Origin of the sequence: Streptomyces sp. NPDC001828 (assembly GCF_042892175.1) — a bacterium.
In the GTDB taxonomy this organism is placed as follows: domain Bacteria; phylum Actinomycetota; class Actinomycetes; order Streptomycetales; family Streptomycetaceae; genus Streptomyces.
Genome location: NZ_JBIATV010000009.1, coordinates 228025 through 251126 on the forward strand (window position 1 = coordinate 228025; position 23102 = coordinate 251126).

Annotated in this window: 23 protein-coding genes; 15 read left to right on the forward strand and 8 right to left on the reverse strand. The window is 72.6% G+C overall.

The genetic code is table 11. The features are described from left to right. Positions 1 to 71: 71 nt before the first annotated feature. The 4 genes from ACFYZA_RS25070 (at position 72) to ACFYZA_RS25085 (ending at position 4456) form a co-directional block, all read left to right on the forward strand. Positions 72 to 1175, forward strand: coding sequence for a glycine betaine/L-proline ABC transporter ATP-binding protein (locus ACFYZA_RS25070; protein WP_382599928.1), 1104 nt, complete (start codon positions 72 to 74; stop codon positions 1173 to 1175). Further along, entirely contained in the window at positions 1168 to 2970 is a 1803-nt protein-coding gene (locus ACFYZA_RS25075; protein ID WP_382599883.1) for an ABC transporter permease/substrate binding protein, read from the forward strand. The genes ACFYZA_RS25070 and ACFYZA_RS25075 overlap by 8 nt, the downstream gene beginning before the upstream one ends. A 212-nt stretch (positions 2971 to 3182) precedes the next feature. Continuing rightward, positions 3183 to 3743 (forward strand): helix-turn-helix domain-containing protein, encoded by a 561-nt coding sequence (locus tag ACFYZA_RS25080; RefSeq protein WP_388492869.1) that lies wholly within the window; start codon positions 3183 to 3185, stop codon positions 3741 to 3743. Further along, positions 3743 to 4456, forward strand: coding sequence for a helical backbone metal receptor (locus ACFYZA_RS25085; protein WP_388492870.1), 714 nt, complete (start codon positions 3743 to 3745; stop codon positions 4454 to 4456). Before ACFYZA_RS25080 ends, ACFYZA_RS25085 begins: the two co-directional genes overlap by 1 nt. Positions 4457 to 4525: 69 nt before the next feature. Here the strand turns inward: ACFYZA_RS25085 and ACFYZA_RS25090 are convergent, their stop codons facing one another. Beyond that, positions 4526 to 5641, reverse strand: coding sequence for a TDT family transporter (locus tag ACFYZA_RS25090; RefSeq protein ID WP_388492874.1), 1116 nt, complete (start codon positions 5639 to 5641; stop codon positions 4526 to 4528). A 70-nt stretch (positions 5642 to 5711) separates the two neighbouring features. Here ACFYZA_RS25090 and ACFYZA_RS25095 point away from each other — a divergent pair, with 70 nt between their 5' ends. Further along, complete coding sequence (locus ACFYZA_RS25095; protein ID WP_382600536.1) at positions 5712 to 6641, forward strand: LysR family transcriptional regulator; 930 nt, start codon at positions 5712 to 5714, stop codon at positions 6639 to 6641. A 7-nt stretch (positions 6642 to 6648) separates the two neighbouring features. Here ACFYZA_RS25095 and ACFYZA_RS25100 read toward each other — a convergent pair whose 3' ends face one another. The 4 genes from ACFYZA_RS25100 to ACFYZA_RS25115 all read right to left on the reverse strand — a co-directional run bounded on the left by ACFYZA_RS25100 (position 6649) and on the right by ACFYZA_RS25115 (position 10765). Beyond that, the gene (locus tag ACFYZA_RS25100) at positions 6649 to 7332 is read right to left on the reverse strand and encodes a GNAT family N-acetyltransferase (RefSeq protein ID WP_388492876.1); all 684 of its coding nucleotides are present in this window, start codon (positions 7330 to 7332) and stop codon (positions 6649 to 6651) included. A 312-nt stretch (positions 7333 to 7644) separates the two neighbouring features. After that, positions 7645 to 8331 carry a gamma-glutamyl-gamma-aminobutyrate hydrolase family protein gene (locus ACFYZA_RS25105; RefSeq protein WP_388492878.1) on the reverse strand — a complete coding sequence of 229 codons (687 nt, stop codon included), beginning with the start codon at positions 8329 to 8331 and terminating at the stop codon, positions 7645 to 7647. 25 nt (positions 8332 to 8356) lie between these two features. Then, entirely contained in the window at positions 8357 to 9808 is a 1452-nt protein-coding gene (gene eat, locus ACFYZA_RS25110; protein ID WP_388492879.1) for an ethanolamine permease, read from the reverse strand. Positions 9809 to 10012: 204 nt separating this feature from the next. Next, positions 10013 to 10765, reverse strand: coding sequence for a FadR/GntR family transcriptional regulator (locus ACFYZA_RS25115; protein ID WP_382600527.1), 753 nt, complete (start codon positions 10763 to 10765; stop codon positions 10013 to 10015). 77 nt (positions 10766 to 10842) lie between these two features. Here ACFYZA_RS25115 and ACFYZA_RS25120 point away from each other — a divergent pair, with 77 nt between their 5' ends. The 5 genes from ACFYZA_RS25120 (at position 10843) to ACFYZA_RS25140 (ending at position 16716) form a co-directional block, all read left to right on the forward strand. Next, entirely contained in the window at positions 10843 to 12207 is a 1365-nt protein-coding gene (locus ACFYZA_RS25120) for a glutamine synthetase family protein (protein ID WP_382600524.1), read from the forward strand. A gap of 8 nt (positions 12208 to 12215) precedes the next feature. Next, positions 12216 to 13586: an aldehyde dehydrogenase family protein gene (locus ACFYZA_RS25125; RefSeq protein WP_388492881.1), complete on the forward strand. Its 1371-nt coding sequence runs from the start codon at positions 12216 to 12218 to the stop codon at positions 13584 to 13586. A 6-nt stretch (positions 13587 to 13592) separates the two neighbouring features. Beyond that, complete coding sequence (locus ACFYZA_RS25130) at positions 13593 to 14375, forward strand: 3-oxoacyl-ACP reductase (protein WP_382600520.1); 783 nt, start codon at positions 13593 to 13595, stop codon at positions 14373 to 14375. A gap of 120 nt (positions 14376 to 14495) precedes the next feature. Continuing rightward, complete coding sequence (locus tag ACFYZA_RS25135) at positions 14496 to 15779, forward strand: haloacid dehalogenase-like hydrolase (protein WP_388492882.1); 1284 nt, start codon at positions 14496 to 14498, stop codon at positions 15777 to 15779. A 22-nt stretch (positions 15780 to 15801) separates the two neighbouring features. Next, positions 15802 to 16716 carry a DUF2510 domain-containing protein gene (locus ACFYZA_RS25140; protein WP_388492883.1) on the forward strand — a complete coding sequence of 305 codons (915 nt, stop codon included), beginning with the start codon at positions 15802 to 15804 and terminating at the stop codon, positions 16714 to 16716. 1 nt (position 16717) lies between these two features. Here ACFYZA_RS25140 and ACFYZA_RS25145 read toward each other — a convergent pair whose 3' ends face one another. Together ACFYZA_RS25145 and ACFYZA_RS25150 are read right to left on the reverse strand one after the other, a co-directional pair. Then, positions 16718 to 17920 carry an amino acid deaminase/aldolase gene (locus ACFYZA_RS25145; RefSeq protein ID WP_388492885.1) on the reverse strand — a complete coding sequence of 401 codons (1203 nt, stop codon included), beginning with the start codon at positions 17918 to 17920 and terminating at the stop codon, positions 16718 to 16720. A gap of 192 nt (positions 17921 to 18112) precedes the next feature. Next, positions 18113 to 18436, reverse strand: coding sequence for a hypothetical protein (locus ACFYZA_RS25150; RefSeq protein ID WP_388492886.1), 324 nt, complete (start codon positions 18434 to 18436; stop codon positions 18113 to 18115). A gap of 22 nt (positions 18437 to 18458) precedes the next feature. Between ACFYZA_RS25150 and ACFYZA_RS25155 the strand changes: the two genes are divergently transcribed. From ACFYZA_RS25155 to ACFYZA_RS25165, 3 genes are read left to right on the forward strand one after another with little or no spacing between them, the layout of a single operon-like run. Continuing rightward, positions 18459 to 19337: a hypothetical protein gene (locus tag ACFYZA_RS25155; RefSeq protein WP_388492888.1), complete on the forward strand. Its 879-nt coding sequence runs from the start codon at positions 18459 to 18461 to the stop codon at positions 19335 to 19337. Further along, entirely contained in the window at positions 19334 to 20560 is a 1227-nt protein-coding gene (mycP, locus tag ACFYZA_RS25160; RefSeq protein WP_382600506.1) for a type VII secretion-associated serine protease mycosin, read from the forward strand. Before ACFYZA_RS25155 ends, mycP begins: the two co-directional genes overlap by 4 nt. A 50-nt stretch (positions 20561 to 20610) precedes the next feature. Next, entirely contained in the window at positions 20611 to 21339 is a 729-nt protein-coding gene (locus tag ACFYZA_RS25165) for an SseB family protein (protein WP_382600504.1), read from the forward strand. A 65-nt stretch (positions 21340 to 21404) separates the two neighbouring features. Here ACFYZA_RS25165 and ACFYZA_RS25170 read toward each other — a convergent pair whose 3' ends face one another. After that, positions 21405 to 21764, reverse strand: a complete 360-nt coding sequence (locus tag ACFYZA_RS25170; protein ID WP_382600502.1) for a DUF1844 domain-containing protein — start codon at positions 21762 to 21764, stop codon at positions 21405 to 21407. Between the two features lie 347 nt (positions 21765 to 22111). On the opposite strand from ACFYZA_RS25170, the gene infC reads away from it, so the two are divergent. Next, a complete protein-coding gene (gene infC / locus ACFYZA_RS25175) occupies positions 22112 to 22804 on the forward strand; it encodes a translation initiation factor IF-3 (protein WP_382600545.1) in 693 nt (230 codons plus the stop codon). Positions 22805 to 22907: 103 nt separating this feature from the next. Continuing rightward, positions 22908 to 23102 carry a 50S ribosomal protein L35 gene (gene rpmI, locus ACFYZA_RS25180; protein WP_329466136.1) on the forward strand — a complete coding sequence of 65 codons (195 nt, stop codon included), beginning with the start codon at positions 22908 to 22910 and terminating at the stop codon, positions 23100 to 23102.

A 23102-nucleotide genomic window follows, 5' to 3' on the forward strand; every position in this document is an offset into this window, starting at 1 on the left:
CAAGTATGGATTTCAACCATTTCTCGGGCTGCGGACCGAATCCGCGCCGCTCCACGGCCCGCCCGCGGGGGATGCGGGCCGTTTTCAGTTCGACCCGTGAGGTGTATGTGTCCAGGCTGCAAGCCGAGCAGCTCTACAAGGTGTTCGGCAGACGACCCGAGGAAGCCGTCCGCACGCTCGAAGGCGGCGGGGACCGCGACGAGCTGCGGGCGGACGGGACGACCGCGGCGGTGATCGATGCCTCGTTCACGGTCGAACCCGGTCAGATCTTCGTTGTCATGGGTCTCTCCGGCTCCGGAAAATCGACCCTGCTGCGCATGCTCAACGGGCTCCTCGAGCCCACCTCGGGCCGTGTCCTGTTCGACGGCCAGGACCTCACGAGCCTGCCCGCCCGCGAGCTGCGTACGGTCCGCTCCAGCAAGATCAGCATGGTCTTCCAGCACTTCGCGTTGTTCCCGCACCGCAGCGTCCTGGAGAACGCCGCCTACGGCCTCGAGGTCCAGGGGGTACCCCGCGCCGAACGCGAGAAACGCGCCGCCGAGGCCCTGGAACTGACCGGCCTGGCCGGCTGGGGCGACTCCTGGCCCGACGAGCTGTCCGGCGGCATGCAGCAGCGCGTGGGCCTGGCCCGCGCCCTGGCCACCGACGCCGACCTGCTCCTCATGGACGAGTCCTTCAGCGCCCTCGACCCGCTGATCCGGCGCGACATGCAGGACCAGCTCCTCGAACTGCAGAAGCGCCTCAAGAAGACGATCGTCTTCATCACGCACGACCTCAACGAGGCCATGCGGCTCGGCGACAACATCGCCGTCATGCGCGACGGGCGCATAGTCCAGCTCGGCACCGCCGAGGACATCCTGCTCACGCCGGCCAACGACTACGTGGCCTCGTTCATCCAGGACGTCGACCGCTCCCGGGTGCTCACCGCGCTGTCCGTGATGACCACCCCGCACCGCCCCGACGTGGGCAGGTGCGCCTGCGAGACCGTGCTGCCCGACACCCCCGTGGCGGACGTGTGCGCGGTCGCCGCCCGGGTTCCGCACCCGGTCACCGTCAAGGACACCGACGGCTCCGTGCTCGGCGTCGTGCCGCAGGAGCGGCTGATCGCGTTCCTGGGGGACGACAAGCAGGGCCCGGTCGTCTGCTCGATGGAGGAGGTGGCCACGCATGCCTAGGCTGAACCTCGGCGGCTGGGTCGACAGCGCCGTCAACTTCCTCCAGAGCCACCTCTCCTGGCTGTTCGACGCCATCACCCAGGTCGTCAACGGCATGTACGACGGCATCAACGCGGTGCTCGACGCGCCGCAGCCGCTGCTCTTCGCGGGCATCCTCGCCGTGATCGCCTGGTGGCTGCGCGGTCTGTCCGCGGGCGTCCTGGCCTTCGCCGGGTTCGCGCTGATCGACTCGATCCAGCTGTGGGACGACACCATGTCGACGCTGTCGCTGGTGCTCGTCGCCGCGATCGTGACGCTGGTCGTCGCCATCCCGCTCGGCATCTGGGCCGCCCGCTCCAAGACGGTCAGCGCCGTCCTGCGGCCGGTCCTCGACTTCATGCAGACCATGCCGGCGATGGTCTACCTGATCCCCGGCATCATCTTCTTCGGCGTCGGTGTCGTGCCCGGCATCATCGCCACCATCGTCTTCTCGCTGCCCCCGGGCGTGCGGATGACGGAGCTCGGCATCCGCCAGGTCGACGGCGAACTCGTCGAGGCGGCCGAGGCGTTCGGCACCACCCCGCGCAACACGCTGATGCGGGTCCAGCTGCCGCTCGCGCTGCCCACGATCATGGCGGGCATCAACCAGGTGATCATGCTCAGCCTGTCGATGGTCGTCATCGCGGGCATGGCGGGCGGCGGCGGCCTCGGCGGCGCCGTCTACCGCGCCATCGGCAACGTCGACATCGGTCTCGGCTTCGAGGCCGGCATCTCCATCGTCGTCCTGGCGATGTACCTGGACCGGATGACCGGCGCGCTCAGCCGCCAGGTCTCGCCGCTCGGCCGGCGCGCGCTGGCCAAGGCGAAGGCCGCCACCGGCGGTCTCAAGATCTGGAACTACCGTCCGCAGCCCGTCGTCGCGATCGTCGGCGTGGTCGTCCTCGCCGTCGTCGCGGGCAGCATGAACATGTTCGGCTCCTCCGGCGAGGCCACCGCCACCGGCGCCAAGAACGTGGGCAAGGGCAAGAAGATCTCGCTCGGCTACATCCCGTGGGACGAGGGCGTCGCCTCCACCTTCCTGTGGAAGGAACTCCTGGAGCGCCGCGGCTTCACCGTGGACGCCCGCCAGTACGAGGCCGGCGCGCTCTACACCGGCATGGCCGGCGGCCAGATCGACTTCGAGACCGACTCCTGGCTGCCCACCACGCACGCCCAGTACTGGGCGAAGTACAAGGACAAGCTGGAGGACATGGGCTCGTGGTACGGCCCGACCTCGCTGGAGCTCTCGGTGCCGTCCTACGTCAAGGACGTCAACTCCCTGGACGACCTCAAGGGCAAGGGCTCCGAGTTCCAGAACCGCATCGTCGGCATCGAGCCGAGCGCCGGTGAGACGGGCATCCTGAAGAGCAAGATCCTCAAGGAGTACGGCCTCGACGGCGAGTACAAGGTCGTCGACGGCTCCACGCCCGGCATGCTCGCCGAGCTGAAGCGCGCGTACGCCAAGAAGGAGCCCATCGTGGTTCCGCTCTGGTCGCCGCACTGGGCGTACAACACCTACGACCTGAAGAAGCTCAAGGACCCCAAGGGCGTCTGGGGCAAGGGCGACGGCGTGCACACCCTGGCCCGCAAGGGCTTCGCGTCCGACAACGCCGAGGTCGGCAAGTGGCTGAAGAACTTCAAGATGGACGAGAAGCAGCTCACCAGCCTTGAGGCGAAGATCCAGTCCACCGGCAAGGGCAAGGAGCAGGACGCGGTCCGGGCCTGGCTGAAGGAGAACCCGGGCGTGGCCGACAAGTGGACCCCGGTCGGCTCCTAGCCGCCGCTGGGAAACCCCCTCCCACCTCCCCTTTCCGCAGCCGCGGCCGGTCCTCCGGCCGCGGCTGCGGAACGTCGCGATCCGGCCGGATCGGGCGGCGAACCCTTCGCGATCTTGGCGGGACGGTCCCCTCGGGGCCCGAAGCTGCGTAGGGTGACCTGCACGCAACCGGTGCGGACGCGGACCGAGTGAACGGGGAGGGAGCCCGGGAGATGGACGACAAGGAAACTCTTCGGGTGGGAGTGGCGGTGCGGCGCCTGCGCCGCAGCCTCGGCCTCACCCTCGCGGTGGTCGCCGAGCGCAGCGGCCTTTCGGTGCCCTTCCTCAGCCAGGTCGAGAACGAGCGCGCCCGCCCCAGCGCCCGCTCCCTCCAGCGCGTCGCGGGCGCCCTGGACACCACGGTCGCCGAGCTGTACGACGCCGCCGACTGCACCCGCACCGTCGACGTCGTACGGGCCGAGACCGAGCCCGACGCCGAGGGCGACGGGGTGCGGGCCCTGCTGCGCGGACACCACCAGCTGCACGCCATGGAGTTCACCGGAGAGCAGGACACCGGACGCGAATTCCAGCACCGCAACGACGAGTTGATGTACGTGGCCGACGGCGCCGCCGAGGTCGAGGCCGAGGGCCGCGCCTACCGCCTGGAGCGCGGCGACACGCTGTGCCTGTCCGGCGGGGTCCGCCACCGCTGGCGGGCGGCGGTGCCCGGCACCCGGATCCTGATCGTGGCGGTCGCCGACCACATCGAGGCCATCGAGGAGACCCGCCACTGATGAGGGTGGTCTCCCTCGTCCCGTCCTTGACGGAGGCCGTCGCGGTCAGCGGCCCCGGCCTCCTGGCCGGCGTCACCGACTGGTGCAGCCATCCGGCCGGCCTCGACGCCGTACGGATCGGGGGCACCAAGAACCCGGACGTGGAGCGGATCATCGCGCTCGCCCCGGACCTGGTCGTCGCCAACGAGGAGGAGAACCGCCCCGCCGATCTGGCCGCCCTCACCGCGGCCGGTCTCGATGTCCTGGTGACCGAGGTGCGCACGCTGCCGGAGGCCTTCACCGAGCTGGAACGCGTGCTGGTGGACGGCTGCGGGCTCGCCCGCCCCGGCTGGCTGGACGCGGCCGAGCGGGCGTGGGACGCGGTGCGTCCGGGCCCGGAGCGCCGGGCGGTCGTGCCGGTCTGGCGGCGCCCCTGGATGGTGCTCGGCCGGGACACCTTCGCGGGCGACCTGCTCGCCCGGCTCGGCGTGCGCAACGCCTACGCCGACCACCCCGAGCGCTACCCGCGCATCGGCGTCGACGAGCTGAACGCGGTGGGCGCCGATCTGGTGGTGCTGCCCGACGAGCCGTACCGCTTCACGCCCGACGACGGCCCCGAGGCCTTCCCCGCGCTGCCCGCCGCCCTCGTCGACGGCCGCCAACTCACCTGGTACGGGCCGTCGTTGGCCGAAGCGCCGGCCGTACTCGGCGCGGCGCTCCGGATCGACGTCTGAGCGGGATCACTTCTTCGCGGCCCGCTTCTTTCCACGCGGCTGTTTCTTCGCGCGCTACTTCTTCGCGCGCTACTTCTTCACCGGGGCCGCGAGCAGCCTGCCGTTGACCAGGCCTCGTACGGTGTGGAACCCGGCCACCAGCCAGGCCGTCACCAGCAGGGCGTACAGGGCCACGGCCAGCCAGTCGAAGGCGTGCAGACCGGTGTGCCGGGCGAGGCCCTCGGCGCCGGTGACACAGGTGCCGACGGGGAAGGTGAACGCCCACCAGGTCATCGCGAAGCCCATGCCGGCGCGGGCCGCCCGCACCGCCATGGCCACCGCCAGCGCCAGCCACATCAGGGCGAAGCCCATGACCGGCACCCCGTACAGGACGGCGAAGGCCGCCATGCCGTGCGCGTACGTGGCGTCGATGGAGCCGCCCGCCACATCGGCCAGCTTGTTCACGGCGGTGGTGGACTGGCCCAGGGGGCCGAGCACCAGGAACAGGGTCGGGGTGAGGAACAGGGGCAGCGCACCCTGGTGGATCAGGCGCGAGAACACCACGGGCAGGATGACGAGGGTGGCGAGCAGGCTCATGCCGAACATCGCGTACGAGCCGAGCAGCATCGCCTCGCGGGCCTGGCCGGCGGGGAGGTGGGGCACGAGCAGCGGGCCCAGGGTCGCCGAGACCATGGGGGCGACCACGGGCAGCAGCCACACGGGGGAGGCGCTGCCGGGCGCCACGTCGTGCCGCGTGACCATCAGATACGGCACGGCCACCGCGGCCACCAGGCCGGTCAGGGTGCCCACGCCGTAGAGCACCCACGCCAGCGGCACGGCCGCGGCCTCGCCGATCACGGTGCCGCCGACGGACAGGGAACCGATGCCGACGGCGAGGAACGCCATCGACAGACAGCCGTAGAAGGGCGCCACGGTGGGGTCGAGGAGATGGGCGCGGGCCTGGTCGCGGTGGTGCAGCCAGTGCCCGGCGCGGGCCAGCAGGAGAACGACGAGCATGGCCAGCGACAGCGCCCAGACCACCGGCAGGCCGGGGACGTGGAACGGCAGCCCCGCGCCCGCGTTCGCGATGATCGCGGTGCCCATCACCGCGGCGTACCAGTTCGGGCCGAGGTGGCGCAGGGCGGGACGGCGCCGGACGGTGACGGGGTGGTGGGTGCGGGAGCGCGGCTGCGCGATGGTGGCCATGAATCCAGCTTCGGCCCGGCGATCGGCCCCCGCCACGCCTCCTGGAGCTATGAGCCCATAAGCTGGGTTTATGAGTGCGAGCGATCCCGAGGACACAGCCCCCCTGGCCCACCGGGTGCCGGACCTGGGGGCGATGGAGCTGCTGCTCGCGGTCGCCCGGCACGGCAGCCTCGGGCGGGCGGCCCGCGACCTGGGCATCACCCAGCCCGCCGCGAGCAGCCGGGTCCGCTCGATGGAGCGGCTCCTCGGAGTCACCCTCGTCGACCGCTCCCCGCGCGGCTCCCGGCTAACCGCCGAGGGCGTTCTGGTGACGGACTGGGCGCGGCGGGTCGTGGAGGCGGCCGAGGCGTTCGACGCGGGCGCCCAGGCGCTGCGCGGCCGCCGGGACTCACGGCTGCGGGTCGCCGCGAGCATGACGATCGCCGAGTATCTGCTGCCGGGCTGGCTGATCGCGCTGCGCGCGGAGCGCCCCGGCACGGCGGTGTCCCTGAGCGCGGGGAACTCGGCGGTGGTCGCGGAGCGGCTCCTCGCCGACGAGGCCGACCTCGGCTTCGTCGAGGGGCTCGGCGTGCCCGCGGGCCTGGACTCGGCGGTCATCGGCCACGACCTGCTGGTCGTGGTCACGGCCCCCTCGCACCCGTGGGCCCGCAGGCAGAGGCCGCTGCTGCCCGCCGAGCTGGCCGCGACCCCGCTCATCTCGCGCGAGCGGGGTTCGGGCACCCGTCAGGTCCTGGACGCGGCCCTCGCCGCCCACGGCGGGCTCGCCGAGCCCCTCATCGAACTCGCCTCCACCACCGCCGTGAAGGCCGCCGTGGTCGGCGGGGCCGGGCCCTCGGTGCTCAGCGAGCTCGCGCTCGGCGAGGAGCTGGCCGCCCGCCGTCTGGTGCGGATCCCGGTCGAGGGCGTACGGCTGCGGCGCGATCTGCGCGCGGTGTGGCGCCAGGGCCCGCTGCCCGCCGGGCCCGCCCGCGATCTGCTCTCGCTGACCCGGCCCACCTGACGTACCGTCAGGCAGACACCAGACGGCAGCCGTTGGCGTGTTCGTCGGCGCGCGCCAGGCGTTGCTCGATGGTGTGGCGCACGGCGGGCCACTCCTCGTCGAGGACCGAGTAGAACGCCGTGCCGCGCACGAGTCCGTCCAGGCCCCGGGTGTGCACCCGGCGCACCCCCTCGGACACCGCGCCGAGCCGCTCGATGGCGGCCCGCGAGCGGGCGTTGCGGGCGTCCGCGCGCAGCGAGATCCGGCGCACCCGCCAGGTGTCGAAGGCGTGCTGGAACATCAGGAGCTTGGCCTCGGTGTTGATGCCGGTGCCCTGGGCGTGCGCGGAGAGCCAGGTGCCGCCGATCTCCGCCGCGTCCGGGACGGCGTCGGCGGCGCCGGTGAGCGGCCCGCGCGGCGCGGGCGGCCACACCACGGGCCCGTCCCAGTAGTCGAGTTCGCAGAACCGGGTCGAGCCCACGACCAGGCCGTCGGCGGCCCGTACGGTCGCGAAGGCCAGGCTGCGGCCGGCCTCCTGGTCGGCGAGCGCGCTGTGGACATAGGCGTACGCCGCGTCCAGGCCGTGCGGCACCGGTGTGAACGCGTACGAGGTCCGGTCGGCCGCCGCGGCGGCGGCCAGGGCCGGGGCGTGGGAGGGGCTGAGCGGTTCGAGCCGTACGGAACGGCCCGACAGGATGACGGGTGCGGGCACGGGGCCTTCGGTCCTTCGGGGCGTGGCGGAGCTTCCCCACCGGTGGGCGGGGGGAGCGGGGACACGGAGGAACACACGGTCAGGATGTGTCCGTGAAATGGCCGGGGAAGGAACGAGAGCGCGAAGAGGAACGAGCGGCCAGGTGAAGGCGAGGAGTCTCGGGGAATCCGCCCGGTGAGGGGCGGCGAGAGGAAGATACCCGGATGATCGCCGAATCGTCACCCCCTCGTGGGGGCGCGGGTTCCCGGGCGTGTCGTGCGGCCCGGGACCACGCCGGATCCGGGGCCGCCACGACCGGTCCGAGCCGGGGTCTCAGCGCGGGGACGCGGCCCGCACCAGGCCCTCGGTGACCCGGGTGTCCCGGTCCATCTCGGGGTGCCACTGGACGCCCAGGACCCAGGCGGCGCCGGGCAGTTCGGCCGCCTCGACGGTGCCGTCCTCCGCGTACGCCGAGGCCACGAGACCGGTGGCCAGGCGGTCCACGCACTGGTGGTGGTAGGTCGGCACCTTTGCCGCCTCGGGGACGAGCGAGGCGTAGAGGGTGCCCGGCACCGGCTTGACGGTGTGCTCGCCGAACACGCCCCGGCCGCCGGTGTGCCCGTCGAGGTGCTGGACCAGCGTGCCGCCGAGGGCGACGTTGAGGAGCTGAAGGCCCCGGCAGACGCCGAGCAGCGGGGTGCCCGAGGCCAGGGCCGCCTCGATCAGGGCCAGCTCCCAGGCGTCCCGCTCGCGGGCGGGGGGCCCGGTACGGGGCGACGGCTCGGCCCCGTACCTGACCGGCTCCACGTCCGCGCCGCCCGCGATGACCAGCCCGTCCAGGCGCGCCACGACCTCGGCGGCGGCCGCCGGGTCGTCGTCCGGCGGCAGCATCGCGGCCAGGCCCCCGGAGGCCCGGACGAGCCGGGGGTATCCGGCGGGCAGCAGGGCGGCGGGCAGGTCCCACACGCCCCACCGGGCGGGCTCCAGATACGTACTGATGCCGATGAGCGGCTTGGACACGGCGGCTGTCTCCGTTCGTGGGGATTCAGTCCCGGGCGAGCTCGGCCTCGGCGGCGGCCAGGGCGGCGAACTCCTCCTCGGGTGCGTGGGCGACCAGACGGTGGCGACTGTAGAAGGCGAAGTAGGCCAGCGCGATCGTGTAGACGCCGAGCGCGATGAACGCGGCGTCCTTGTCCACCAGGAACGTCGCCACCAGTGCGAAGAGCGCGAGCACGAAGGCGACGGAGGAGGTCACGACCCCGCCGGGGGTGCGGTAGGGCCGCTCCAGGCCGGGCTCGCGGCGGCGCAGGACCAGGTGCGAGAGGGCCATCAGGGCGTAGGAGATGGTGGCGCCGAACACCGCGACGTTCAGCATCCGGCCGCCGTTGCCGCTCCAGGCGGCCAGCGCGAAACCGAGCGCGCCGGGGATCAGCAGGCCGAGGTAGGGCGACTTGCGGCGGCTGGTCAGGGACAGGAAGCGGGGCAGATAGCCGGCCCGGGACAGGGCGAAGAGCTGGCGCGAGCCCGCGAAGATCAGCGAAAAGAACGACGCCACCAGACCGGCCAGGCCCGCGTAGTTGACGAAGCGGCTCAGCGCGGTCGGGCCGCCGTCGCCCTGGAGCGCGACGACCAGCGGGTTGCCCGCGTCCTTGATGGCGGCCGAGCCGTGCGCCCCGGTCGCGGCGAAGAAGGTCACCACGGCGAGCAGCACGAGGACGGAGAGCGAGATGGCGAGCGCGCGCGGCATGGACCGTACGGGGTCCTTGGCCTCCTCGGCCGCCAGCGGAACTCCTTCGACGCCGAGGAAGAACCACATGCCGAACGGGAACGCGGCCCAGATGCCGAGCACGCCGAACGGCAGCCAGGAGCTGGAGCCGAGCGCGGTGGCGTCCACCGGGATGTCGTTGAGGCGGGCCGCGTCGAAGTCGGTGAACGCGCCGATGGCGAAGACCAGCAGGGCGGCGACCGCGATCGCGGTGACCACGAGGCTGAAGCGCAGCGCCTCGCCCACGCCCCACAGATGGATGCCGATGAAGACCGCGAAGCAGGCGAGGTAGACGGGCCAGCCCGAGGTGAGGCCGAACAGGCCGAGCGATTCGACGTAGTCGCCGATGAACAGCGAGATCGCGGCGGGCGCCAGGATGTACTCGATGAGGATCGCGGTGCCGGTCAGGAAGCCGCCCCAGGTGCCGAGCGCCCGGCGCGCGAAGCCGTAACCGCCGCCCGCGGTGGGCAGGATGGCCGACAGCTCGGCGAGCGAGAACACGAGACAGGCGTACATGACGCCCATCAGGACGGTGGCGACGGCGAGGCCGCCGAAGCCGCCCTTGGACAGACCGATGTTCCAGCCGGAGAAGTCGCCCGACACCACGTAGGCGACGCCGAGCCCGGTGAGCAGCAGCCAGCCGGCGCTGCCCCGCCGCAGGGTGCGCCGGTGCAGATAGTCGTCCTCGGCGGAGGCGGACGGTGGGGTGCGCAGATCGGTGCCCTCGGCCATGAGCCGCTCCAGATGATCGTCAAGGGAAGATCAGGTCAATGGTTCGGCTGCATACCTTTGCTGGAGCGCAGGGGGATGCGCAAGGGGTGGACGTAAAACCGCGGTTACGGAAATCGCGGGTGAACGCTCTTCCCGGTGCGGGGCGTTGGGCACTCGGGCCCGGCCCGCTCGGGTCGGGCGGCCCACCCGGTTCAGGAAGCCCGCTCAGGTCAGGAAGCCGCGCAGCAGCGCCGCCGTGCCCCCGCAGTGCTCGCGCATCACCTCGCGCGCCCCGTCCGCGTCGCCGTCGAGCACCGCCTCGACCAGGCTGGTGTGCTGGTGCTGCGAGTGCTCCAGGTTGCGCACCAGGAGCGGGATGCAGTCCAGCAGGTCGTTCACGGTGGCCCGCACCGCCGCGTACTGGGCGGTGAGCGACGGTGATCCCGAGAGCTCGGCGAGCGTGAGGTGGAGCAGGGTGTCCTGGCGGCGGTAGTCGGTGAGCTGGGCGTCATGGGTCGCGGTGAGCGCGGCGCGCAGCCGCTCGGCGCCCTCGTCGGACAGTCCGTGCGCCGCGCAGAGTCCGGCCGCGCCGACCTCCAGGACCTCCCGGAAGCGCAGGATGTCCTCGACGTCCACCGAGGCGATCCGCCGGCGCAGCTCGTCCTCGCCGCCCTCGGCGGCCCGGGGCAGCACGAACGTGCCGCCGTAGCGGCCGCGTCTGCTCTCCACCAGGCCCTGGTCCTGGAGCACCTTGAGCACCTCGCGCAGGGTGACCCGGCTGATCCCCATCCGCTCGGCCAACTCCCGCTCGGAGGGCAGCCGTTCACCGAAGGGGACCAGGCCCAGGCGCAGCAGCTGGAGGATCTGCTCCAGCGCTTCCTCGAAGCCGTTCCCGGCCCGTACGGTCCGTAGTACGGGGACGAGCGTGTCCGCTGTCCGGCCCTCCGTGCGGTCCGCCGAGTCGATCTTCTTCGCCACGTCGTGGATTCCCCTTCCCAATCAATGGTCTTACCCCATACCTTATGGCTCTCGGCTGACCCAAGGAGGAGCTTCCCGTGGCAGACCGCACACCCCCGCTCGCGATCGAGGAGCTGCGCGCCCTCGTCGCGAGCGGTGAGATCGACACTGTCGTCCTCGCCTTCCCCGATATGCAAGGGCGGCTGCAGGGCAAGCGCTTCGCCGCCGGGTTCTTCCTCGACGAGGTCCTGGCGCACGGCACCGAAGGCTGCAACTACCTGCTCGCCGTCGACACCGAGATGAACACGGTCGAGGGCTACGCGATGTCCTCCTGGGAGCGCGGCTACGGCGACTTCGCCATGCACGCGGACCCGGCGACCCTGCGCCGCGTCCCGTGGAACGAGGGCACCGCGATGCTCATCGCCGACCTCGCCTGGGGCGACGCCTCACCGGTCGTCGCGGCCCCCCGCCAGATCCTGCGCCGCCAGCTGGAGCGCCTGGCCGAGCTCGGCTACACCGCCCAGGTCGGCACCGAACTCGAGTTCATCGTGTTCAAGGACAGCTACGAGCAGGCCTGGGACGCCGGGTACAAGGGCCTCACCCCGGCCAACCAGTACAACATCGACTACTCGGTGCTCGGCACCGGCCGCATCGAGCCGCTGCTCCGCCGCATCCGCAACGAGATGCAGGCGGCCGGCCTGACCGTCGAGTCCGCCAAGGGCGAGTGCAACCCGGGCCAGCACGAGATCGTCTTCCGCTACGACGAGGCCCTGGTCACCTGCGACCAGCACGCCATCTACAAGACCGGCGCCAAGGAGATCGCGGCCCAGGAGGGCGTCTCGCTCACCTTCATGGCCAAGTACGACCAGCGCGAGGGCAACTCCTGTCACATCCACCTCTCGCTCACCGACGAGGAGGGGCGCAACGTGATGGCGGGCGACGGGCCCGACCACATGTCGCCCGTGATGCGCCACTTCCTCGCCGGACAGCTCGCCGCCCTGCGCGACTTCTCCCTCCTGTACGCGCCGAACATCAACTCCTACAAGCGCTTCCAGCCGGGCTCCTTCGCGCCCACCGCCGTCGCCTGGGGCCACGACAACCGCACCTGCGCGCTGCGGGTCGTCGGCCACGGCGCCGGAACCCGCTTCGAGAACCGGCTCCCGGGCGGTGACGTCAACCCGCACCTGGCCGTCGCCGGACTCGTCGCGGCCGGCCTGTACGGCATCGAGAACAAGCTGGAGCTGCCCGAGGCCTGCACGTCCAACGCCTACGTCGGCGACTACGCGCACGTCCCGACCAGCCTGCGCGAGGCCGCCGAACTGTGGGAGAACAGCCCCATCGCCAAGGCCGCGTTCGGCGACGAGGTCGTCGCGCACTACCGCAACATGGCGCGGGTCGAGCTCGAAGCGTTCGACGCCGCGGTGACCGACTGGGAGCTCCGCCGCTCCTTCGAACGCCTGTGAGGAACGACTTGTCCAGCGCATACGAGCTTCAGGTGCTCAACCCGGCCACCGAGGAAGTGATCGCGACCGTCCAGGGCGCGACCTCCGCCGACGTCGACGCCGCGGTCGTACGGGCCAGGGCCGCCCAGGACGGCTGGGCCGCCGCGGCCCCCGCCGACCGGGCCCGCCTCCTTCGCCGCTTCGCCGCCGTGGTCGACGAACACATCGAAGAACTCGCCCAGTTGGAGGTCCGTGAGGCCGGGCACACCGTCGGCAACGCCCGCTGGGAGGCGGGCAACGTCCGCGATCTGCTCGACTACTCGGCCGGGGGAGTGGAGCGCCTGATCGGCCGTCAGATCCCGGTCGCGGGCGGCCTCGACATCACCCTGCTCGAACCGCTCGGCGTGATCGGCGTCATCGCCCCCTGGAACTTCCCGATGCCGATCGCCGCCTGGGGCACCGCCCCGGCGCTGGCGGCCGGCAACGCGGTGATCCTCAAGCCCGCCGAGACGACCCCGCTCACCGCGCTTCGGCTGGCCGAACTCGCCCTGGAGGCAGGGCTTCCCGAGGGCCTCCTCCAGGTCCTGCCGGGCGCGGGCGCGATCGCGGGCAACGCGCTCGTCGAGCACCCCGGCGTCGCGAAGATCGTCTTCACCGGGTCGACCCGGGTCGGCAAGCAGATCATGGCCAAGTGCGCCGACCGTGTGAAGCGGGTGACGCTCGAACTCGGCGGCAAGAGCCCCAACATCGTCTTCGCGGACGCCGACATCGAGGCCGCGGCCGCCGCCACCCCGATGTCCTTCCTCGACAACTCCGGCCAGGACTGCTGCGCCCGCACCCGCATCCTGGTGCAGCGCACGGCGTACGACCGCTTCATGGAGCTGCTCGGCCCCGCGATCGAGGAGATCGTGGTCGGCGACCCGGCCGACGAGAAGACCCAGATGGGCCCGCTCATCTCGCGCGTACAGCTGGACCGGGTCAGGTCGTACGTCGCCGACGACGCGCCGGGGCTTCGCGGCAGCGCGCCCGACGGGCCCGGGTTCTGGTTCCCGCCGACCGTCCTGACCGGCCTGGACGCGGAGGCGCCCGCCGCCGTCGAGGAGGTCTTCGGACCCGTGGCCGTCGTCCTGCCCTTCGAGGACGAGGCGGACGCGGTACGGCTCGCCAACGCCACCGACTACGGGCTCTCCGGGTCCGTCTGGACCCGGGACATCGGCCGGGCGCTGCGCGTCTCGCGGGCCGTCGAGGCGGGCAACCTGTCCGTCAACTCCCATTCCAGCGTGCGGTATTCGACCCCGTTCGGCGGCTACAAGCAGTCCGGCCTCGGCCGTGAGCTCGGCCCCGACGCCCTCACCGCTTTCACCGAAACCAAGAACGTCTTCATCAGCACGGAGGCCTGAGCACACATGACCGACGACACCATCTGCCGCCGCCTGGTCGGCCGCACCGCCGTCATCACCGGAGCCGGCAGCGGCATCGGCCTCGCCACCGCCAAGCGGCTGGCCGCCGAGGGCGCCAACGTGGTCTGCGGCGACATCGACGAGACGGCGGGCAAGGCCGCCGCCGAAGCCGTCGGCGGCACCTTCGTGAAGGTCGACGTCACCGACCAGGAGCAGGTCGAGGCCCTCTTCAAGACGGCCTTCGACACCTACGGCAGCGTCGACATCGCGTTCAACAACGCCGGCATCTCGCCGCCCGACGACGACTCCATCCTCACCACCGGGCTCGACGCCTGGCGCCGGGTCCAGGAGGTCAACCTCACCTCCGTCTACCTGTGCTGCAAGGCCGCCCTGCCCTACATGCAGCGCCAGGGCCGGGGCTCCATCATCAACACCGCCTCGTTCGTGGCCGTCATGGGCGCCGCGACCTCGCAGATCTCCTACACCGCATCCAAGGGCGGCGTGCTCGCGATGTCCCGCGAGCTCGGTGTGCAGTTCGCCCGCGAGGGCATCCGCGTCAACGCGCTCTGCCCGGGCCCGGTCAACACCCCGCTGCTCCAGGAGCTGTTCGCCAAGGACCCCGAGCGGGCCGCGCGCCGTCTGGTGCACATCCCGGCGGGCCGGTTCGCCGAGGCGAACGAGATCGCCGCCGCCGTCGCCTTCCTCGCCAGCGACGACTCCTCCTTCATCAACGCCACCGACTTCCTGGTCGACGGCGGCATCTCCGGGGCGTACGTCACCCCCCTCTAAACCCCGCCGGCCCCCGCTGTTCACCTGGGGGCCACGCAACCGGCAGCCGGGCGTCGCACGACGCCCGGCTGTGCTGTCTAACCTCCGCGAAGACCGTCCCTACGACAGGAGTTCCCCAGCGTGTCCACGTCCACCGCCGTCCGCCGCCTTCCGGTCCTCGCCGCGGCCCTCTCCATAGCCGCGGCCGGGCTCGTCGCCGCCCAGCCCGCCGCGGCGCACCCGGCCCACTGCCCCCAACTGACCGTCTCCGACGGATGGTTCGGCGACAACCAGGACCGGATCCAGGATCTGATCGACACCTACGGGAAGTGCGGCGCGGGCGCCGGCCACGGCAAGAAGCCCGTCGCCGTCTTCGACTGGGACAACACCGTCGTCAAGAACGACGTCGGCGACGCCACCATGTACTGGCTGCTGCGCAACTCCAGGATCCAGCGTCCGGCGCGCGGCGACTGGCACAGCACCAGCCGCTACCTGACCGACGCCGCCGCCAAGTCCCTTGCGGCCGCCTGTCCTTCGGGCCGGTCCACGACGCTGCCGACCGCCACCGACACCGCCTGCGCGGACGAGATCCTCGCGGTCTACGGCGAGGGCACCACCGGCAAGGGCGCCCCCGCCTTCGCCGGGTACGACCGCCGCACCATCGAGCCCTCGTACGCCTGGCTCGCCCAGCTCCTGCACGGCTGGACCCCGGCCCAGGTCAGGTCCTTCGCGAGCGCGGCCCGCGCCGAGAACCTCAAGGCCCCCGCCGACGCCGTCCAGACGGTGGGCAGCAACACCAAGGCGACCGCCTGGGTGCGCTACTACGACCAGCAGCGCGACCTCATCCGCACGCTCCAGAAGGCCGGCTTCGACGTCTGGATCACCTCGGCATCGCCCGAGCCCGTGGTCGACGTGTGGGCGCGCGGCGCGGGCGTCGACCCGGACCACGCGATCGGCATCCGCTCCACCACCGAGCACGGCCGCATCACCTCGCACCTCAAGGGCTGCGGCTCGGCCAAGGATGGCGCCGACTCGATGATCACGTACATCGACGGCAAGCGCTGCTGGATCAACCAGGAGATCTTCGGCGTGCGCGGCGCCGCCGCCGAGAAGGTCCAGCCGGCCAGGAACCGCCAGGTGTTCGCGGCCGGCGACTCCGACACCGATGTGTCCTTCCTGCGGGACGCGACCGGGCTGCGCCTCGTCCTGAACCGCAACAAGAACGAGCTGATGTGCCGGGCCTACGACGACAGCGACGGCCGCTGGATCGTGAACCCCATGTTCATCGAGCCCAAGGGCCGCAAGACGGCGGCCTACCCCTGCGCCAGCACCGGCTACACCGAGCACGACGGCACCCCGGCCCCGGTGCGGCGCGCCGACGGCTCGGTCGTCCCGGACCAGCGGGACTCGGTGTACGGAGGCTGAACGCGCGTCCTAGGGTGTGCGCATGACCATGACGACCCCGCCCGGCTGGTACCCGGACCCGGGCGCGCCCGGCACCGAACGCTGGTGGGACGGCACGGCCTGGACCGCCCACACCAGGGGGCCGGGCGGGCAGGTCCCCGGGCCGCCCCAGCCCGTCGCCGTGGTGATCGCGCCGCCCGCCCGGCGGCGCCGCCCGCTGGTGATCGCCGCGGCCGCCGTGGTCCTGGTGGGTGCGGCCGCCGGCGGGGCCGCTCTCCTCGCCCACGGCGGCGGCGCGGAGGGGGCCACGGGCGCGAGCCGGAGCGCCACGGCGCAGGTGCCGGTCAACTCGCCCGCCGGCAAGCCGAGTTCGAGCCCGACCGACGATCCGCACACCCTCGTCGACCAGCTCAACGGAATCACGCTGCCCATCCCGGACGGCTGGGAGAGGACCGACGACCCGGTGTCCGGGCCCGTCACCATGGCCACGAAGGACACCTACGACTGCCCCGGCGACTCCGGGTTCTGTCACCACGGCACCGTCACCACCTCGACGGCCACCATGACCGACCTCACGACCGCCGAGGCCGTCGCCGAGAACGACATCACCGACGCCGCCAACGACGCCTACGACCACGACCCGGTCGGCTCCCGCCCCTACAACGGCATCACCTCGCACCGGCAGGTGAAGTCCGGCTCCGTGGTGGTCAACGGGCGCACCGGATATCTGGTCCGCTGGCAGGTCAAGACCGGCGCGGGGCCCGGGGGTTACGTCGAGTCGCTCGCCTTCCCGTCGACGGTGGGCGGCCAGGCGATGGTCATCGCGCGGTTCGCCTTCGACGCGGGCCCCGGCGGGCCGCCGCTCGCCCTCATGGACACCGTCACCCGGGGCATCACGCCCATCGGCGGCGGCCGGAACGGCGGGGTCGGCACCAGCCTGGCCCCGCCGTCGCCCTGAGCTAGAGGAAGGTGCGGCCCTCGCCCCGGTAGGTCGGCACGGCCGCCGTCACCCGGTCCCCCTCGACGAGCAGCAACTCCTCGAAGCGCTCGCACAGTTCGCCCGCCTTGGCGTGCCGGAACCACACCTTGTCGCCGATCAGGAGATCGTCCGCGGCGGAGCCGAGCAGCGGCGTCTGCACCTCGCCCGCGCCCTCCTGCGCGTCGTACCGCAGCCCCTCCGGCAGATACGGCACCGGCAGCCGGTCCGCGCCGGGCGCGCCCGAGGCCGGGTAGCCGCCGCCGAGCACGGTCACCACGCCGACACCGGGCCGGCGCACCACGGGCTGGGCGAACAGCGCCGCCGGACGCCCGCTGAACGACGTGTAGTTGTCGAAAAGGCGCGGCACGTAGAGCCCCGACCCCGCCGCGATCTCGGTCACCGCCGCCTCGGCCGCGGTGTGCTGCACGCTGCCGGTGCCGCCGCCGTTGACGAACTCCAGGTCCGGCGCGACCGCCCGCACCGCGCGCACCACCTCGGCCCGCCGCGCCGACAGCTCCTTGCGGGCCGCGGACTGCATCAGCCGGATCGCGCGCGAGCGCACCGGCCGCCCCGCCACCGCGTCCCCGACCCCGGCCACATGACCCTCGTACGCCATCAGGCCCACCAGGCGGAACCCGGGACGGCGGGCCACCGAGCGGGCCAGCTCGGCGAGTTGGGCCGGAGTGCGCAGCGGGGAGCGGCGGGCGCCGACGCGCACCCGGCCGCCGAACAGCTGGAGCGAGGTGTCCAGTTCCAGGCAGACCCGCACCTCCAGGTCCTCGCGCTCGCGCGCCCGGTCCACCAGCTCGAGCTGCGCCACGTCGTCCACCATCACGGTGACCGCCCCGGCCAGCTTGGGGTCGGAGGTCAGCTCGGCGAACGCCGTCCGGTCCGCGGACGGATAGGCCAGCAGCACGTCCTCGAACCCGGCCCGCGCCAGCCACAGCGACTCGGCGAGCGTGAACGACATGATCCCGGCGAACCCGGGCCGGGCGAGCACCCGCTCAAGGAGGGCGCGACAGCGTACCGACTTGCTGGCGACCCGGATCGGCTTGCCGGCCGCCCGGCGGACCAGATCGTCCGCGTTGGCGTCGAACGCCTCCAGATCGACGATCGCCACAGGCGCGTCGAGATGAGCGGTCGCCCGGTCGTACCGGGCACGGTCTGCGGCGCGGGGTGTCATGGCGGAAGCCTGCCAGAACCGGTTACCACAAGGTAGGGGAGAGCGGGTGCGGATGTCGCGGGCGCCCGGGCGGTCTGCGCCCGCACAGGATCAACCCGTAGAGTGACGCCCTGGCGGTAACGGGCTGAGCTGGACGGCAAGAGGGGTACGAGGGGGGCGGATGACCACCGACGCACGACCCCCGGGCACCCCTCAACTGCCGCCGCCCGCACCGGAGTCCGAGCCCTCGGAGAAGTCCGTGCCCGCGCCTCGGCCGCCCGCGCCCGGCGACGCGGCGGCCCGGCTCCGCTCCGCGCTCGACCTGGTCGACCCGGGCCCCGTCCTGCCGAACACCCCCATACCGCCCACCTCTTCGCCCATACCGCCCGCGCCTTCGGCCGCACCGCCCGTGCCTTCGGCCGCACCGCCCGCCTCTTCGGCCGCGCCGCCCGTGCCTTCGGCCATACCGCCCGTACCGCCCTCGCCTTCGGCCGCACGGTCCAGCTCTTCGGCGGCACAGTCCGCGCCTTCGGCCATACCGCCTTCGGCCGCACGGTCCGTGCGGGCGGCCGCCCCTTCGGCCCCGCGCCCGCCCGAGATACCTCCGCTGCCCGTCGCCCCGCCGAAACCGCTGCTTCCGCCGGAACCGCTGTCCGACGAGCCGGGGCCGCTGCGGCCGGTGCCGGCCCGGCGGCCCGGGCGCGTGGCCGCCGCCGCGATCTGCGTGGTGCTCGGCGCCGGGCTCATCGGCGGCGCCGCCGCGGGCACCTGGCTGGACGGCGACTCCGAGCCGGCCGCCCGCAGCAACTTCACCGCCGCCCGCGACCTGTGGCACAGCGTGCCCGTCGACACCCTCTTCCCACCCACCGTTCGGGGCACCGGTGCCGGCCCCGGCGGCGCCGACCGCGAGTGGACCCGGATCGGGGTGGCCCCGGACAGCGCCTGCGCGGGCACCCTCGACCCCCTCCTGCTCAAGGTCCTCGAACCGGTCGGCTGCGCCCGCACGGTGCGCGCCACCTACACCGACGCCACCGCCAGCAGCGTGATCACCGTCGGCCTCGTCTTCACCCAGGCCGAGCCCGCCGCGATGACCGCCCTGGCGAACCGGTTCAGCACCGAGAAGCTGGCCGAGCGCTCCGATCTGATGCCGCGCGCCTACCCGGTCAAGGGCACGGCCGCCGCCGCGTTCGGCGACAAGCAGCGCGCGAGCTGGACGGTGCGGGTCCTCACCGACGTCCCCGTGGTCGTCACCGCGGTCTCCGGCTTCGCCGACGGCCGCGAGGCCGACGCTCCCCAGTCCGCCGAGCGGGCCACGGCCGGCGGCGCCAGCGGCCCCGTGGCCGAGGCGGGCCTGGGCCACGACGCCAAGGGCGTCGCCGACTACGTCGAACGCGGCCTGCGCAAGCGGGCCGCCGCAAGCCCGGAGCCCGCCTCATGACCGAGCCACTGCCGACCGGAACCACCGCGCCCCGGCCGGGCCAGGCGAGGCTGCGCCGCACCGGCGCCCTCGCCACGGCCGCGGTCCTCGCCCTGCTCGTCTCCGCCACCCCGGCCCGCGCCGACGGCATCCGGGACCGCCAGTGGGAGCTGGGTGCCATGCACACCCAGCAGGCCTGGCAGACGACCAAGGGCAAGGGCATCACCGTCGCGGTCCTGGACACCGGCGTCGACGGCAGCCACCCCGACCTGGAAGGGCAGGTGCTGCCCGGCAACGACCTCATCGGCTTCGGGGCCGGCCAGGGCAGCCGCGACTGGGCCCGGCACGGCACCGCCATGGCCGGCATCATCGCGGGCCACGGCCATGGCGCCGGAGACCGCGCGGGAGTGCTCGGCATCGCGCCCGAGGCCAGGATCCTGCCGGTCCGGGTCATCCTGGAATCCACCGACCCGGCCCGCAAACAGGCCCGCGAGACCAAGGGCGGGGCGCTCGCCGCGGGCATCCGCTGGGCCGCCGACAACGGCGCCGACGTCATCAACCTCTCGCTCGGCGACGACAGCGCCTCCGCCCACCCCGAGCCCGCCGAGGACGCCGCGATCCAGTACGCGCTCGGCAAGGGCGCCGTCGTCGTGGCCTCCGCCGGCAACGGCGGCGACCAGGGCGACCACATCTCCTATCCGGCCGCCTACCCCGGCGTCATCGCGGTCGCCGCCGTCGACAAGAACGGCACCCACGCCTCCTTCTCCACCCGCCGCTGGTACGCGACCGTCAGCGCCCCCGGCGTGGACGTCGTCATAGCCGACCCGGACCGCAAGTACTACGAGGGCTGGGGCACCAGCGCCGCCTCCGCGTTCGTCTCCGGCGCCGTCGCCCTCGTGCGCTCGGCCAACCGCGGTCTCACCCCGGCGCAGATCAAGAAGCTCCTGGAGGACACCGCCCGGGGCGCCCCCGAGGGCGGCCGCGACGACGCCCGGGGCTACGGCATGATCGACCCGGCCGCCGCCCTCACCGCCGCCGCCCGCCTGAAGCCCGCGGCCCTCCGGTCGGAGTCCGCGGCGAACGGCAGCACCTACTTCGGCGGCGGCCCGGACGTGCCGGTCGCCGCCGGAGACCCGGCGGACTGGCTGGCCCCGCTCTCCGCCGGCGGCGGTGTCCTGCTGCTCGGGGCCGGGGTGGCGCTCTGGCGCTCCACCCGGGTCAGGACCCCGCGCGAGTGGCTCTGAGCCGGGAGGCCGTGGGCGGGCCCGGAAGCGGACCCGGTTAGGCTCGTCGCGTGGCGCTCAAGAACATTCCGGATTCCGGCTTCTCCGACGACGACGGCACCGCCGCCCCCGAACTGACCGAGGCGCTGGCCGCCTGGTCGCAGGACAGGTCGGCCGAACCACGGGTGCTCGCCGCGCTGCGCACCGCGCGGCTGCTCGTCCCCGTGGTCGCGATGCTGGGCGAGAGCGAGATCGACGAACACGGCCTCAAGCGCGAGAAGACCAGCGACATGGCCGTCCCCACCCTGAAGGCGGGCGACCGCACGGCGCTGCCCGCGTTCACCTCGACCGACGCCCTGGCCCGGTGGGACCCGGCGGCCCGCCCGGTCGCGGTCCCGCTGCACCAGGCCCTCGCGGCGGCCGTGCACGAGAAGGCGGACACGGTGGTCATCGACCTCGCGGGCCCGGTCGCGTACGAGCTGAAGGGCGCGGCCCTGCTCGCCCTCGCCGAGGGCCGCAGCAGCGCGGACCCGCTCCAGGACCCCGCGGTGCTCGGGGCGGTGCGCTCGGCGGTGGCCGCGGTGCCCGCCGTGCTCCGCGCCCACCTCGGCCCCGGCAGCGCGGACGGCACGCTCGCCCTGGTCCTCGCCGACGGCGCGGCGCCGGCCGACGCGGGCCGCGCGGTGGCCGAGCTGATCGCCGCCGACGAGACCCTGCGGGCCCGGCTGGTGCGCGGCCTCGACCTGGCGCTGCTGCCGTCCGGGGCCCCACAGCCGAACGAGCCGCTCTTCACCCGCTGAGGGAGAGGAGCGGCCCGTTCCGGGTCGTACGGGAAAATGGTGCGAGCGGTCGCGCGCGGGAGTACTCAGCCGAAGACGGCGCCCGTGTACTTCTCGCCCGGGCCCTTGCCCGGCTCGTCCGGCACGACCGACGCCTCGCGGAACGCGAGCTGGAGCGACTTGAGGCCGTCGCGCAGCGGGGCGGCGTGGAAGGACGAGATCTCGGTGGCCCCGGCGTCCAGGAGGCCGGCCAGGGCGTGCACCAGCTTGCGGGCCTCGTCGAGGTCCTTGTACTCGTCGCCCTCCTCGGTCAGACCGAGCTTCACGGCGGCGGCGCTCATCAGGTTCACGGCGACCGTCACGATCACCTCGACCGCCGGAACCTCCGCGATGTCGCGGGCCATGGTGTCGAAGTCTGCGGGCTCATTGGGGGGCGTCTCACTCATGCCCACACGATATGCGCTGCCCGCGCGCCCTCTTCCCGCGCACTCGATTCGCCCGCCCGTCCGGTTGCTGCTAACCTTGTGTAACGACCGGCCAGGCACGTGTGCCCGGCCCACAAGTGGAGGCTCCGATCTCCCACCCGGCCACCCTCAGGGGCGGCGGGTCATCCGGTCAGGTGGCCACCATCGTTCCGTACGGACGATGGAGCCGCCCGATGTGCGCCCCGCGGTAGACCGCAGCGGTGTTCCGGTTTTCTTGGAGCCCCGCCTGTGTCCGTCCGGGGCATTTTTTGTGCCTCGTGGCGGTTGGTCACGTCAACGTGACGTACGCGGCTGTCTGCCAGACAGTCGTGTGGTGCTACCGAGGAGGATCCATCAGCGCCGAGCCCCGCATCAACGACCGGATTCGCGTTCCCGAGGTGCGACTTGTCGGCCCCAGCGGCGAGCAGGTCGGAATTGTTCCGCTTGCCAAGGCCCTGGAGCTCGCCCAGGAGTATGACCTCGACCTGGTCGAGGTCGCGGCGACCGCCCGTCCGCCCGTGTGCAAGCTCATGGACTACGGGAAGTTCAAGTACGAGTCGGCCATGAAGGCCCGTGAGGCGCGCAAGAACCAGGCGCACACGGTCATCAAGGAGATGAAGCTCCGGCCGAAGATCGACCCGCACGACTATGACACCAAGAAGGGTCACGTCGTCCGGTTCCTCAAGCAGGGCGACAAGGTCAAGATCACGATCATGTTCCGTGGTCGCGAGCAGTCCCGGCCGGAACTCGGCTACCGACTGCTGCAGCGTCTCGCTTCGGACGTGGAGGAGCTCGGCTTCGTCGAGTCCAGCCCGAAGCAGGACGGCCGAAACATGATCATGGTTCTCGGTCCGCACAAGAAGAAGACCGAGGCGATGGCCGAAGCCCGCGAGGCCCAGGCGGCCCGCAAGGCGGAGCGCCAGGGTCAGTCGGCCCAGTCGGACGAGTCCGTCGAGGACGAAGCCGTTGCCGAGGCGCCCGTCGCCGAGGCCGCGCCGGCCGAGGAACCCGCCGAGGCCTGATTCCGGGACAGCCCGTTCCGGATATCAACCGATACATATGACGCTCCCGAGCGCCGGTCCCCGGACCGGCTGGGAGCGCCACTGACGAGGAGAGAACGGCGCTATGCCGAAGAACAAGTCGCACAGCGGTGCCAGCAAGCGCTTCAAGATCACCGGCTCCGGCAAGGTGCTCCGTGAGCGCGCCGGCAAGCGCCACCTGCTCGAGCACAAGTCGTCCAAGAAGACCCGCTCGCTGACGGGCACGGTCGTCGTGGCTCCGGCCGACGCCAAGAAGATCAAGAAGCTTCTCGGCAAGTGA